Raw genomic sequence first — 13,997 nt, forward strand, 5'->3', positions numbered from 1 at the left:
ATTTAAGCATCCATTCTTGTGGTTTCTTTGATTGTTACCATTGCTTTCTTAGGGCCCGGTACTGCGCCTTTCACCAAAAGCAGATTCTTTTCTGCGTCAACCCTTACAACTTCCAGGTTTTGAACTGTAACCTTTACGCAGCCCATATGTCCAGGCATTCCTTTTCCTTTGAATACACGGCTCGGTGAGGAGCATGCACCATTGGAACCCTGATGACGGTGGAATTTGGAACCGTGAGCCATGGGGCCTCTGTGCTGGCCATGTCTCTTGATGGCGCCCTGGAATCCTTTACCTTTGGAAACAGCGGTTGCATCCACTTTATCTCCGGCAGCAAAGATATCAGCTTTGATTTCCTGAGCCAGTGCATATTCGGACGCATTGTCAAATTTGAATTCCCTTACATATCTCTTGCAGGAAACTCCGGCTTTATCGAAGTGGCCTTTTTCAGCCTTGTTAACACCATGTCTGTGAATAACTTCTTTCTTACCGCCCTTGTCTTTGTTGACAATCTTTTCTTTCTTGTCTACGAATCCAACCTGTACTGCGCTGTAACCGTCGTTCTCAACTGTCTTAATCTGGGTTACCACACAGGGGCCGGCCTGAAGTACGGTTACCGGAATCAGGGAACCATCTTCATTGAAAATCTGAGTCATTCCGACTTTGGTAGCTAAAATCGCTTTGTTCATGATTTTTACCTCCTTGTTGTCTACATAGCGGAACAGCGTCTATCCCCCAGTTCTGCCCTCACCTTCAATACTTTATAAAGAAGAAAGATGAAGTCCTGCGAAATAAGACATTGTTCATACGTCTTTGTAGAGGTTTCGTTGTGTTGAATTATTTGGTTTTCATTTTGATGTCGATGTAAACACCGGCAGGCATTTCCAGTCTCTGAAGAGCATCTACCGTCTTGTTGGTAGGAGCTATGATGTCGATCAGTCTCTTGTGGGTTCTCTGCTCGAACTGTTCTCTGGAGTCTTTGTACTTGTGTACGGCTCTCAGAATTGTAACAACTTCCTTCTTAGTAGGAAGCGGTACAGGTCCGCTCACCTGTGCTCCGTTCTTCTTGACTGTTTCGATGATTTTCTTGGCAGACGCATCAACCAGCTGATGGTCATAAGCTTTCAATGTAATTCTCATTACCTGATTTGCCATAAAAAAAGTCGCCTCCTTTTCGCACTTTTTGTTGAAGTACGACAAGCGGTGACTGTACACTCTCCCGTGTGTGTCCTAATTGTTAACGTGTTTAAACGCTTTGCGACTATCGGAACCTCATCAAGTTCCATTTGGACTTTTCACTCGGTTGTTTCTGTTTATTAACAGACTTCATTGCTTGTACAGTGACTTGTCGTCAGTTTCCTAACTTGACATTCGCTCCACGGAAAACCTGCCACAGTGGGCAGCAACCTCACGCTTCATTGCTATCATGTCACAGCATTTGTTATTATACTTATATTCTGCCAAAGATGCAAGCTTTTTTTCTAAAAAAATCAAGTTTTTTTCGTTGATGACAAAAATTATGTTTTTTTGTGCAAAAACCGGAGGAAAAAGGCATTTCTGCCCCTTTCCTCCGGAGGTTTTCCGCCGCAAAAATACCCTTATCAGCGGCGGCGGCTCTTACTAAGCCTGGATTTTGGCGGCCTTCCCCGCGCGTCATTCGGATAATCCTGGTTCGGGCCGCAGCGTCTTTCTTCCTATATAAAAGGAAATGTAAAAACTAATCCGTTGCCCGGTTCGTCTGCATCCCCCTGATTACCAGCAGCACAATAATGAGCAGGGCCAGTCCGATGGGAAGCGTAATCCACGCATTCTGTACAAAGCCCGCCAGCAGGTACGTCACAAAAGAGACTGCCGCCACAGTGATAACATAAGGAAGCTGGGTGGTCACATGATTCACATGATCGCACTGCGCTCCTGCCGAAGCCATAATCGTGGTATCCGATATGGGCGAGCAGTGATCGCCGCACACCGCCCCCGCCATACAAGCGGCAATGGAGATAATCATCAGCTTCGGATCGGATTTTTCAAAAACAGCGACAACAATGGGGATCAGGATTCCGAAGGTCCCCCAGCTTGTCCCTGTAGCGAAGGCAAGGAAACAACCTACCAGGAAAATGATAGCCGGAAGCAGGTACATCAGGCCTCCCGCTGCCTTCTCCATCGCGGCCGCAACGAAAGCCGCCGCACCCAGGCTGTCCGTCATCGCTTTCAGCGTCCATGCGAAGGTCAGTATCAGGATGGCAGGCACCATAGCCTTAAAGCCGTTCGGCAGGCATGCCATGCAGTCCGTAAAGCCCAGCACTCTGCGTACGCAGTAAAAAAGGATGGTGAGCACCATGGCAAAGAAGCTTCCCAAAGCAAGGCCCACCGAAGCATCACTGTTGGAAAAAGCCGTGACGAAATCAGCGCCGGAGAAGAAACCGCCAGTATAAATCATCCCCACAATACAGCAGATAATCAGCACAAGAATGGGCACTACCAGATCCACCACACGGCCTCTGGGATTTGCAGTTTCCACTTCCACCTCTTTTTCATCCTTTTTCCCGGAAGAAAAAAGATCTCCGTTCTGCGCATTTTTTTCATGAGCTGCCATCGGTCCGAAATCAAACTTCATCACCACCAGGCAAACCATCATGGCAATCGTCAGAAGCGCGTAAAAATTATAGGGAATCGCCTGAATGAAGATGGAAAATCCATCCTCTCCTTCCACAAAGCCCGTTACCGCTGCGGCCCAGGAGGAGATCGGCGCTATGATGCAGACAGGCGCAGCCGTTGCATCAATGAGATACGCCAGTTTCGAGCGGGATACATTATGTCTGTCCGTTACCGGACGCATTACGCTTCCCACTGTCAGGCAGTTAAAATAATCATCGATAAAAATCAAAACGCCCAAAACAATTGTAGCCAGCTGCGCACCGGCCCGGCTCCTGATTTTTTCTTTTGCCCAGCGTCCGAAAGCCGCCGATCCTCCCGCCCGGTTCATCAGGCTAACCATGGCGCCCAGAATAACAAGGAACATCAGAATGCCCACATTATAGCCGTCAGACAGCACCGCAACAAATCCATCCTGAAAAATATGGGTAACCGTGCCCTCAAACCGGAATCCTGAATAAAAAAGGCCGCCTACAAGAATCCCTATAAAAAGAGAGCTGTAAACCTCCTTGGTAATCAGGGCCAGGACAATTGCCACTACGGGCGGAATCAATGATGCAACAGTGGCATACAATGCAGGCTCGGGCGCATCCGTTCCCGCAGCCAGCACGGTCACAGAGCAGAAGGCCGCCAGCAGGAATATCAGCCCCAGCCCTCCGGCCAGTTTCTTTCCATGTCTTTTCATATGTAAAATCCTCTCTTTCCCCTCAGCCGCTTTGTGCAGCTATTTTACGTACGCAAAAAAAGAACCGTGAACATAAGGCTGTGCGCACTCCCATTCACGGTTCCTGTCCTGATCTTTTCAGCAGTAAATTACAGATAGCGCTCCACATCCTTGTGACAGTCCGCAGCATATTCTGCTGCGCCCCAGAAAAGCTTCCCCGGACCGGGAAACAATTCTTCGGCGGTCTTTCCTTTCCCATATGGACGGCTGTCCTGTTCCTTTGCCCAAATGGTACTGATAAAGCCCGCGCCTCTATCATATCTATTCTATTTTCTGTACGTATACAGGCATTTTACCACCCTTGTCTGTAAAAAACAAGATAAAACCTCATTTTTCCACAGGCGGTGGTTGCAGACCACAATTCATTCGTGTATAGTGTTATCAGATACTGTCCGGGCAGGATTTTATTTTTGCCCGGTCATGGATGACAGAGAAATATTATTACGAAAAGGAATGGAGCAAACATATGTGGAAAGCTGAAAACTGGAAGGATTATGAGGTGCTGGATACCGGAAACGGTGAAAAGCTGGAGCGTTGGGGGGATTTCCTGCTTGTCCGCCCGGATCCTCAGGTAATCTGGACTTCTCCCCGCAGGCACCCGGGCTGGTCAAAAAAGAACGGACATTATCACCGCAGCAGCAAGGGCGGCGGCGAATGGGAATTTTTTAATCTTCCCCAGGAATGGAGCATCCATTACCGTGATCTCACCTTCCGGCTGAAGCCATTTAGTTTCAAGCATACGGGACTATTTCCCGAACAGGCGGTAAACTGGGACTGGTTTACGGACATCATCCGTAAGTCCGGCCGGCCTTTGAAGGTACTGAATCTGTTCGCCTATACCGGAGGCGCAACGCTCAGTGCCGCTAAAGCCGGGGCCAGAGTCACCCACGTGGACGCGTCCAAGGGCATGGTTTCCTGGGCAAAGGAAAATGCGGCGGCCTCCGGTCTTTCAGATGCTCCCATCCGCTGGCTGGTAGACGACTGTGTCAAATTCGTGGAACGTGAAATCCGCCGAGGGAATACTTATGACGGCATAATTATGGATCCTCCCTCCTACGGAAGAGGCCCCAAAGGGGAAATCTGGAAAATCGAGGAGAGCATATTCCCTTTTGTACAGCTGTGCACCCAGCTGCTGTCCAGGGACGCCCGTTTCTTTCTTATAAATTCCTACACTACCGGCCTGCAGCCCGCCGTATTGTCCTATATGATGAACCTATGTATCGTCCCGGTTCTGGGAGGACATGTGGATGCGGAAGAAATCGGCCTTCCGGTAACGGAAAGCGGCCTGATTCTTCCCTGCGGCGCATCAGGGCGCTGGAACAGCTGAAGGCTGCAGCTTTAAAAGGCTGTAACATAATTGCCGGATTGGTTAACCCAATCCGGCAATTACACCTGCTACTATGACCATATATAAAATAAATCCAAGTGCGGCCACCACCGCTGTCCAAATCAGTGCCGCCTTGCAGAAATTAGCTTTGCTACGGTTTTCCGTCGTGCCAAAGCCCCATATAAAAAGCATGATGATATTCACACAGGGAATGGCAAGCACCAGCAAGGTGAGAACCCAGTCGGATACCTTCATCGGCGGTTCCGGGGCCTCCTGGCTGATAGGAGCAATCGGCGCTCCCTGATAAGGACTTTCCTGATAGGCTCCGCCATACGGATAACCGTTTTGCCCATTTGGACGGCCATAACCGTTTCCGTTCCCATATACATTTGCATTCGTATATGTATTATTGGGCGCGCCATTGCCGCCCTGCTGAAAGAAATTGGGCTTCTGATAGGTATTGGTGTTCTGGTTTCCATAGGAGGGTCCGTTCTGATAACCGACAGAATTCTGATAACCAGTAGGATTCTGATAACCAGCAGGATTCTGGTAACCAGCCTGGCTTTGATACATATTGGTGCCATAACGGATATTGACATCCTGATAACCGCTTCCGTTCTGTCCGGCCGCATTCTGATATACGTTATTATTGCTGCCTCCGGCATTCTGAAATGCATTATCCGTTCCCGCATTTCCCTGACTGCCAATGGCCTCTTCCGCCGTCTTCCAAGCTGACGGCCCCTGTGTCGCAGACTCCTGCGCTGTTTTTTCCTGCGCCATACCTTCCTGAGCTGCTGCATCCCCGGCCGTCGGCATATCTTCCTGAGCTGCCGCTTCCACGGCCGCCGGCATACCTTCCTGAGCCGCTGCATCCTCTGCCGCCGACATATCTTCCTTTACCGACTGAGCTTGCATGGACCGCGGCATCCCGTCATTTACCGGCTGTACTTCTATGGTTCCTGCCGTCTCTTCATTTATGATATCAGTTGTTCCGCCCTCCGGGCTCTCCGCTGTATTCTGCATTTGATTTATATCCTTGTCGCTCATGCAAACCTCCTGTCTACGCCGTACGGCGTCCTGTTTTTATTTTATCCACAGTTTTTCTCTCCAGAGCTACTTTTATTCTATCATATTCCAAACAGATGCCGCAAGAAATCATTATAAAAGGGAAATATCCGATTCAGAATATTATCCCGTCTGAAGGTCATCGGCGAATATCCGGGAAATTCCGTAACCATACGATATATATAAACAAGGAGCATAAGCGCCGCAGCCGCAGCCAGAATTTCCATGGCATACTTTACCTCTTTCCCCTTCACATACCGCATATAAACAAAATATACCCCAAACAGAACCATCAAAAAAGCGCATGGATTCAGCTGCCACGCTCTTCCGAACTGTCCCCGAAAAATATAAATAAGCGCCCTTGTGGTGCCGCAGCCCGGACAGGGCAGCCCCGTCAGGATAAGAAGAGGACAAAACGCATGGAAAACCGCTTTTACCACAATATAATAAATCAGGAAAGCTGCCCCCGCCCATTTATACTGTCTGATATCCCTTCCTATACGTTTCAGGATCACCCCCACATTTTTCTTCATATACACTCAATTTCCTTAATGAAAAAATCCCGTCCGCTGATAATTTTCATATTCCTGCTTCCGCAGTCCGGACAGACTCCCCCGCACACAGTGGCATGAAATTCTCTGCCGCAGTCCAGGCATCTTCCATTAGCCGGCAGTATCTCAATTTCCAGCGCCGCATCCTTCAGCATACTGCCCTCTACCGCGGCAGGATACACCTTTTTCATATATTCCGGTATCACGGATGATATTTCCCCAATCTGCAGAACAAGCTTTTCGATCCTGCCGACCTTATTTTCCACAGCGAATTTTTCAACTGTTTTAACAATTTCCATTAATAAACCTAATTCATGCAAAACAGCTTACTCCTTCCACGCCCGGACCTGCTCCCGCAGCCACTCTGCCCATTCCTCCAGACCTTCGCCGTTTCTTGCAGAAACAGGTATAATCTTTATATCCGGATTTATTTTCCTTGCCCTTTCCATGCAGGCCTCCACATCAAAATCAAAATAAGGCAGTACATCTATCTTATTTATCAGAAGGACATCGCAGATGGAAAACATCAGCGGATATTTCAAAGGCTTATCATCCCCTTCCGGTATACTCAGAATCATGGCATTCCTGGATGCGCCTGTATCGAATTCCGCCGGACATACCAGATTTCCCACATTTTCAAGAATTGCCAGATCAATGCCTTCCGTTTCCAGCCCCTCAAGCCCCTGCTTTGTCATCTCTGCATCCAGATGGCACATTCCTCCGGTATGCAGCTGAATAACCTTTACTCCCGTTTCCGATATGGCGGCCGCATCCACATCAGAATCAATATCCGCCTCCATAACGCCTATTTTCATCTCATCCTTCAGCATGTCAATGGTTCTTTTCAGCGTTGTCGTTTTTCCTGAACCGGGGGATGACATCAGATTGAGCAGAAAGGTCTTCTGCATCTTCAATGCCTTCCTCAGTTCGTCCGCTTCCCTGTCGTTATCCTCAAATACGCTTTTTTTAATCTCAAGAATTTTATAATCCTTCATACCTCTTCTCCTTTGTTGAAAAATCAATTTACATGAAAGCCCCTGCCTTCCCCTGCAAGCACGCGCAGGGTTATCTTTTTGGCAGATTTCTCCCGCAGGCTTCAAAACTGCTTATATAAACGTAACACTCCCTTGGAATAAAGTCAACGCATGTAAAGCAAAGAAGGAAGCGGAAAATACCCGCTCCCTCTCATATATTCCTTACCTTTCCGAATCCGAATTCTTATTCATATTCCGCAAACTCGGAGAATTCCTTCCAGATATTACAGATCCATGTTTTCCCCTGGTTAAAAATGATTTCATTGCCATCTTCATCATAGAATTTAGGCGGAACGCCATCGCCCTCCATACGGGACCAGGTACCCTTTATTGCCTTGCCGCCGGTGAATACAATGGCATCCCCCTCACCGTGAACGCCAAAAGCCAGATAATCCTTAGCATCACGCACCTCACCATGGCAATACTGGAAAACCACGTTGGAAACAGCAAGCTGCTCATTATTCATCTCATCAATCTGTTTCTTCCCGTCCTGATAACGGTAATAGAGCTGGTCCTCCTCATTATACTCAAAATAAGGATTGTATGCACCGTAGCCGCCTGAGTTAGCACCGGTTCCGCCGGGACGGACAATTACAGCATCCTCCGCATCTTTATACTCCGCCCGGTAATCCTCTGCCGCAAAAGTAAACTGCGGCACATAATCATCATCATATTCCCAGTCATATTTCAAACGTTCCACCGCATCCTTCAGACCGTCAATAAACAGATATCCCGTAAATTCCAGTTTATACCCGGGACGTTTGATTCTTCCATAGGCCTCGTCAGCAGGCTTGTAAATTCCTTCCACTCCTGCGCTGATGTTTTGCACTGTATCTCTGTTAATCAGCTCCTCCACATAAGGTCTGGCAAGGCCCCAGTTACAGTAAACAGCCTCATAGCCCATCGCTGTATACACAAAATAATCCCGGCTGCTGCGCACCGGCCCGATATGATCCAAATCATCAAAATCTTCAAATATCGCCATCAGCCTGGTAATTCTCCCTTCCACAGGCGCTTCGTAAATAACACTTGCCTGGGAAATCCCGTACTGAGGCATCGCCTGGGAATTATTCGGTATCATAACCGCAATCGGCCTTCTGGTTACAACCTCTTCATCCTTCCATTCTCCGGTCAGATAGCTCTGCATTTTTCCATCCACCGTACTGCGTTCTTCGATAACCGGAACGGTGGTTGCCTCTGTTTCCGTTTCCGTCTCCGTTTCACTTTGCGTCTCTGTCTCAACAATCTGCGTTTCAGTTGACGCCGCTGTCTCTTCCACCATGGTTTCCTGCTTTTTCCCGCAGGCCGTTAATGCCAATGCCGCAGCCATTACCGAAGCAGCGGCCAATATTATTCTTTTCCGTTTCATCATTTGTTCTTTCCTTTATGCAAAAATAAAATCGGGTTTTCAGTAACTTAAAACATTATATAATAGACAACGTCCTTTTGTCCATGTGAAACGGCAGATTCCTGCCCTGTCCCATAAATTACCTGAGAGCGAATTAGGCACAATATCATTCTACGTTGTAATAAAAGAAAAGGGCTCTCCGAAAATCGGAAAGCCCTTAAAAATCTAAAAATACTAATTACTCGATGATGGTAGCAACACGGCCTGATCCTACAGTACGTCCACCTTCACGGATAGCGAAAGTAAGACCCTGCTCCATAGCGATAGGATGAATCAGTTCGATGCTCATTTCTACGTTATCACCAGGCATGCACATCTCTACACCTTCAGGAAGGTTGCAGACACCTGTTACGTCAGTTGTTCTGAAGTAGAACTGAGGTCTGTAGTTGTTGAAGAAAGGAGTATGACGTCCACCTTCATCTTTGGTCAGAACGTATACCTGAGCGGTAAACTTTCTGTGGCAGGTAACTGTGCCGGGTTTTGCAAGAACCTGTCCTCTTTCGATTTCAGTTCTCTGAACACCACGAAGCAGTGCGCCGATGTTATCACCAGCCTGAGCTTCATCCAGCATCTTACGGAACATTTCGATACCGGTAACAACAGTCTTCTTGGTCTCTTCTTTGATACCAACGATTTCAACTTCTTCATTCAGATGAAGTGTTCCACGCTCTACTCTACCGGTTGCAACAGTACCACGGCCGGTAATTGTGAATACGTCTTCTACAGGCATAAGGAAAGGCTTGTCTGTGTCACGCTGAGGATCCGGAATATAAGAGTCAACAGCTGCCATCAGCTCAAGGATCTTATCGCCCCATTCGCTCTGAGGATCTTCCAGAGCTTTCAGAGCGGAACCCTGGATAATCGGAGTGTCATCTCCGGGGAATTCATACTCGTTCAGCAGGTCTCTGATTTCCATTTCAACCAGCTCAAGCAGTTCCGGATCGTCTACCATATCACATTTGTTCATGAATACAACGATATAAGGAACGCCTACCTGACGGGACAGCAGGATGTGTTCTTTGGTCTGAGCCATAACACCATCGGTAGCTGCAACAACCAGGATAGCACCATCCATCTGAGCTGCACCAGTGATCATGTTCTTTACATAGTCAGCATGGCCAGGGCAGTCAACGTGTGCGTAATGTCTGTTTTCTGTTTCATACTCTACGTGAGCTGTGGAAATGGTGATACCACGTTCTCTTTCTTCCGGAGCCTTGTCGATCATATCGAAAGCTACAGCTTCACCAGTTCCAAGTCTTGTATTCAGAGTCTTGGTAATAGCTGCTGTCAGAGTTGTTTTACCATGGTCAACGTGGCCAATGGTACCAATGTTACAATGCGGCTTTTTTCTTTCAAATTTAGCTTTAGCCATTTTTGATAATCCTCCTTAAAATCAATAGAAATCAATTGTTTCTTTTTCTAATCGGCTAATTCTGATTATATTAGATTATACCGATATTTTCAAGCTTTATTTAGCTTATTTTGCCTTTGCTGCAAGTACTTTTTACACAGGAAAAAGTTCACTACTGTTATTTCGCTTTTGCAGCAAGCACTTTTTACACAGGAAAAAGTTCACTACTTTTATTTTGCCTTTGCAGCAAGCACTTTTTACACAGGAAAAAGTTCACTACTTTTATTTTGCCTTTGCAGCAAGCACTTTTTCCTGTACGTTCTTCGGTACCTGCTCATATTTCTCAAAGAACATGGAATAGTTGCCACGTCCCTGAGTCTTGGAACGCAGGTCTGTGGAATAGCCGAACATTTCAGCAAGCGGTACATATGCTCTTACCAGCTTGCCTCCGCCGATGTCATCCATACCTTCGATACGTCCGCGGCGGGAGTTGATATCACCGATAACATCACCCATATAGTCTTCAGGCATGGTAACTTCAACCTTCATGATAGGCTCAAGCAGTACCGGGTTAGCCTTGGACATAGCATCCTTGAATGCCAGGGAACCGGCAATGTGAAATGCCATTTCGGAAGAGTCAACTTCATGGTAGGAACCATCGTATACGGTAGCGTGAACACCCAGTACAGGGAATCCGCCGAGGATACCGGCCTTGGATGCTTCCTCAATACCTTCACCAACTGCCGGAATATATTCCTTAGGAATAGAACCGCCGACAACTGCGGTATCGAACTTGAATGTCTCTTCGCCGTTAGGATCCATGGGCTCGAACTTAACCTTACAATGTCCGTACTGTCCACGTCCACCGGACTGTTTTGCGTATTTGCTGTCAACATCAACAGGCTTGGTAAAGGTTTCCTTGTATGCAACCTGAGGAGCACCAACGTTTGCTTCCACCTTGAACTCACGCAGAAGTCTGTCTACGATAATTTCCAGATGGAGCTCGCCCATACCAGCGATAATTGTCTGTCCTGTTTCCTGATCCGTATGGGCACGGAAGGTCGGGTCTTCTTCTGCCAGTTTGGAAAGAGCTTCACCCAGTTTACCCTGGCCTGCTTTGGTCTTGGGCTCAATAGCAAGCTCAATAACCGGTTCAGGGAATTCCATGGATTCCAGAATTACCGGATGCTGATCGTCACAGATGGTATCACCGGTTGTGGTGAACTTAAAGCCAACTGCTGCAGCGATATCGCCGGCAAATACCTTATCCAGCTCCTGTCTCTTGTTAGCATGCATCTGCAGGATACGTCCAACACGTTCCTTCTTATCCTTTGTTGCATTCAGCACATAAGAACCGGAGTTCATAGTTCCAGAATACACACGGAAGAATGCAAGCTTACCAACAAACGGGTCAGCCATAATCTTGAATGCCAGAGCGGAAAAAGGTTCCTCGTCAGAAGAATGTCTTTCCACTTCGTTTCCATCCAGATCAGTTCCCTTAATAGAAGGGATGTCCGTAGGAGAAGGCATATACTCAAGCACTGCATCCAGAAGCTTCTGTACACCCTTGTTCCTGTATGCGGAACCGCAGCAAACCGGGATAGCTGCACATTCGCATGTAGCTTTTCTCAGAACTGCCTTAAGTTCTTCAACAGAAGGTTCTTCCCCTTCCAGATACATCATCATTAAATCATCATCTAATTCACAGATTTTCTCGATCAGCTCTGAACGATACAGCTCTGCATCATCCTGCATATCCCCAAGATCTTCTGTTACTGTAATATCTTCGCCCTTATCGTCGTTAAAGATATAGGCTTTCATTTCAAACAGGTCGATGATTCCCTTGAATTCATCTTCCTTGCCGATAGGCAGCTGCAGGATGATGGCATTCTTGCCAAGCCTTGTCCTGATCTGGTCTACGGCACCGTAAAAGTTTGCGCCAAGGATGTCCATCTTATTGATGAAAGCCATTCTCGGTACATTGTAGGTGTCTGCCTGACGCCATACGTTTTCTGACTGAGGCTCAACGCCGCCCTTCGCACAGAATACGCCGACAGCGCCATCTAGTACACGAAGAGAACGCTCAACTTCCACTGTGAAGTCAACGTGGCCGGGAGTATCGATAATATTGATACGGTACTCAGGCTCATTGGGATCAACCTTGCATTCATGATGCTTGGTCCAGTGGCATGTGGTAGCGGCTGATGTGATGGTGATACCTCTTTCCTGTTCCTGCTCCATCCAGTCCATGGTCGCAGTACCTTCATGAGTATCCCCGATCTTATAGTTAACACCGGTGTAGTACAGAATACGCTCTGTCAGAGTAGTCTTACCTGCATCGATGTGAGCCATAATACCAATGTTTCTGGTTCTCTCTAATGGATATTCTCTTCCAGCCAAAGGTTTTTCCTCCTTAATTTTGTATCCCGGGCCTAAGCCGCAAGGACGCGCCCACCCAGATTAAAATCTGTAGTGAGAAAACGCCTTGTTTGCTTCTGCCATTTTGTGCATGTCTTCTTTTCTTTTAACTGCGGATCCGGTGTTATTGGATGCGTCAAGAATTTCGTTTGCCAGTCTTTCTTCCATGGTCTTCTCGCCTCTCTTGCGTGAGAAGGTTACAAGCCATCTTAAGCCCAGCGCCTGGCGTCTGTCAGGTCTTACTTCGATAGGCACCTGATAGGTAGCACCACCGATACGCCTAGCCTTTACTTCGAGAACAGGCATGATATTGTTCATCGCTTCCTCGAATACTTCAAGAGCCGGCTTTCCAGCCTTTGCTTCAACTCTGTTGAACGCACCGTATACAATCTTCTGGGCAACGCCTCTCTTACCATCCAGCATGATGTTGTTGATAAGTTTGGTGACTACCTTGTCGTTGTATAAGGGGTCCGCCAGTACGTCTCTTTTCTGAATATGTCCTTTACGTGGCACGGTTCTTCCCTCCTTAATTATAATCTGTAATTAAATCATCGGTACTCACATGTGTCTGATACACGGCCGCATGCGGCCGGGCAAACGTCTGTCCGGAAACAAAACGTTACTAATTACACCCAATGTGTTCGTGCGGTCTATCTGTTCGCTTAGAAAGTGAAAATCAGAATCCCAACACTAAATTAGTTCTTTCTGTGGTACATGGAAAATAATGAATTATTTTCCTGCCTTAGGTCTCTTAGCACCGTATTTGGAACGGGCCTGACGTCTGTTTGCAACGCCTGCGGTATCCAGTGTACCTCTGATGATGTGGTATCTGGTACCGGGAAGGTCCTTAACACGGCCGCCTCTGATCAGAACAACGCTGTGTTCCTGCAGATTGTGTCCTTCACCGGGAATGTAGCTTGTTACTTCGATTCCGTTGGAAAGACGAACTCTGGCGATCTTTCTAAGAGCTGAGTTAGGTTTCTTAGGAGTAGCTGTCTTAACAGCGGTGCAGACACCTCTCTTCTGAGGAGCGGAAGCATCCGTAGCTTTCTTGTGAAGGGAGTTGTATCCTTTCTGGAGAGCCGGTGCGGTAGACTTCTTTACAGATGTCTGACGTCCTTTTCTGACTAACTGGTTAAATGTTGGCATTCTTTTTCACCTCCTGCGGTATAGGTTAATGTGTCGTTATATGCATGCATAAGAAAAAAATGCATTCAAATGCACGCTAGAATAGTATACGTGCTTCAGAATGCATTGTCAATAGATTTTCTTTAAATTTACAGGTATTTTATGGTAAATGAGCGACTTTTACGCCTAATTCTCAAAAATTTTACGCAAACGTGCCTCCTTCACTTTCTTACGGTCAGCACGAAGCGCTGTCCTGCGCAGCCAATAGCGCGGATCTGACTGGACTGTAACACTCTGCTTGCTTTTCATTTCCTGAGGAATAACACGCGTCGCTGTAAACGC

Annotated in this window: 14 protein-coding genes and 1 riboswitch; of the genes, 1 reads left to right on the forward strand and 13 read right to left on the reverse strand. The window is 47.3% G+C overall.

Annotated features, from left to right (window positions below; translation table 11 throughout):
• Nucleotides 1–2: 2 nt before the first annotated feature.
• From rplC to FYJ45_RS10490, 4 genes are all read right to left on the reverse strand, one after another.
• Nucleotides 3–686, reverse strand: a complete 684-nt coding sequence (gene rplC / locus FYJ45_RS10475; RefSeq protein WP_021633696.1) for a 50S ribosomal protein L3 — start codon at nucleotides 684–686, stop codon at nucleotides 3–5.
• A gap of 148 nt (nucleotides 687–834) precedes the next feature.
• The gene (gene rpsJ / locus FYJ45_RS10480) at nucleotides 835–1,152 is read right to left on the reverse strand and encodes a 30S ribosomal protein S10 (RefSeq protein ID WP_009256142.1); all 318 of its coding nucleotides are present in this window, start codon (nucleotides 1,150–1,152) and stop codon (nucleotides 835–837) included.
• 295 nt (nucleotides 1,153–1,447) lie between these two features.
• The gene (locus tag FYJ45_RS10485) at nucleotides 1,448–1,654 is read right to left on the reverse strand and encodes a hypothetical protein (protein WP_154464542.1); all 207 of its coding nucleotides are present in this window, start codon (nucleotides 1,652–1,654) and stop codon (nucleotides 1,448–1,450) included.
• A gap of 60 nt (nucleotides 1,655–1,714) precedes the next feature.
• A complete protein-coding gene (locus tag FYJ45_RS10490; RefSeq protein ID WP_154464543.1) occupies nucleotides 1,715–3,334 on the reverse strand; it encodes a Na+/H+ antiporter NhaC family protein in 1,620 nt (539 codons plus the stop codon).
• Nucleotides 3,335–3,461: 127 nt separating this feature from the next.
• Nucleotides 3,462–3,636: riboswitch (Lysine riboswitch) on the reverse strand.
• A gap of 203 nt (nucleotides 3,637–3,839) precedes the next feature.
• Between FYJ45_RS10490 and FYJ45_RS10495 the strand changes: the two genes are divergently transcribed.
• Complete coding sequence (locus FYJ45_RS10495) at nucleotides 3,840–4,700, forward strand: class I SAM-dependent methyltransferase (protein WP_154464544.1); 861 nt, start codon at nucleotides 3,840–3,842, stop codon at nucleotides 4,698–4,700.
• Nucleotides 4,701–4,742: 42 nt separating this feature from the next.
• Here FYJ45_RS10495 and FYJ45_RS30600 read toward each other — a convergent pair whose 3' ends face one another.
• The 9 genes from FYJ45_RS30600 to rpsL all read right to left on the reverse strand — a co-directional run bounded on the left by FYJ45_RS30600 (nucleotide 4,743) and on the right by rpsL (nucleotide 13,676).
• A complete protein-coding gene (locus FYJ45_RS30600; RefSeq protein ID WP_195841773.1) occupies nucleotides 4,743–5,747 on the reverse strand; it encodes a hypothetical protein in 1,005 nt (334 codons plus the stop codon).
• An 80-nt stretch (nucleotides 5,748–5,827) separates the two neighbouring features.
• Nucleotides 5,828–6,298 (reverse strand): DUF2752 domain-containing protein, encoded by a 471-nt coding sequence (locus FYJ45_RS10505; RefSeq protein WP_154464545.1) that lies wholly within the window; start codon nucleotides 6,296–6,298, stop codon nucleotides 5,828–5,830.
• Nucleotides 6,295–6,636, reverse strand: a complete 342-nt coding sequence (locus FYJ45_RS10510) for a hydrogenase maturation nickel metallochaperone HypA/HybF (RefSeq protein WP_154464546.1) — start codon at nucleotides 6,634–6,636, stop codon at nucleotides 6,295–6,297. The genes FYJ45_RS10505 and FYJ45_RS10510 overlap by 4 nt, the downstream gene beginning before the upstream one ends.
• Nucleotides 6,637–6,642: 6 nt before the next feature.
• Nucleotides 6,643–7,311 carry a hydrogenase nickel incorporation protein HypB gene (gene hypB, locus FYJ45_RS10515; protein ID WP_154464547.1) on the reverse strand — a complete coding sequence of 223 codons (669 nt, stop codon included), beginning with the start codon at nucleotides 7,309–7,311 and terminating at the stop codon, nucleotides 6,643–6,645.
• A gap of 223 nt (nucleotides 7,312–7,534) precedes the next feature.
• The gene (locus tag FYJ45_RS10520) at nucleotides 7,535–8,722 is read right to left on the reverse strand and encodes a DUF3048 domain-containing protein (RefSeq protein ID WP_154464548.1); all 1,188 of its coding nucleotides are present in this window, start codon (nucleotides 8,720–8,722) and stop codon (nucleotides 7,535–7,537) included.
• A 214-nt stretch (nucleotides 8,723–8,936) separates the two neighbouring features.
• Entirely contained in the window at nucleotides 8,937–10,130 is a 1,194-nt protein-coding gene (tuf, locus tag FYJ45_RS10525; protein ID WP_021636847.1) for an elongation factor Tu, read from the reverse strand.
• 261 nt (nucleotides 10,131–10,391) lie between these two features.
• A complete protein-coding gene (gene fusA, locus FYJ45_RS10530) occupies nucleotides 10,392–12,509 on the reverse strand; it encodes an elongation factor G (RefSeq protein ID WP_025487438.1) in 2,118 nt (705 codons plus the stop codon).
• A gap of 60 nt (nucleotides 12,510–12,569) precedes the next feature.
• Entirely contained in the window at nucleotides 12,570–13,040 is a 471-nt protein-coding gene (gene rpsG, locus FYJ45_RS10535; protein ID WP_021636845.1) for a 30S ribosomal protein S7, read from the reverse strand.
• A gap of 216 nt (nucleotides 13,041–13,256) precedes the next feature.
• A complete protein-coding gene (gene rpsL, locus FYJ45_RS10540; RefSeq protein WP_009256158.1) occupies nucleotides 13,257–13,676 on the reverse strand; it encodes a 30S ribosomal protein S12 in 420 nt (139 codons plus the stop codon).
• Nucleotides 13,677–13,997 lie beyond the last annotated feature (321 nt).

This window comes from Eisenbergiella porci, from assembly GCF_009696275.1.
GTDB classification, from domain to species: Bacteria; Bacillota; Clostridia; order Lachnospirales; family Lachnospiraceae; genus Eisenbergiella; species Eisenbergiella porci.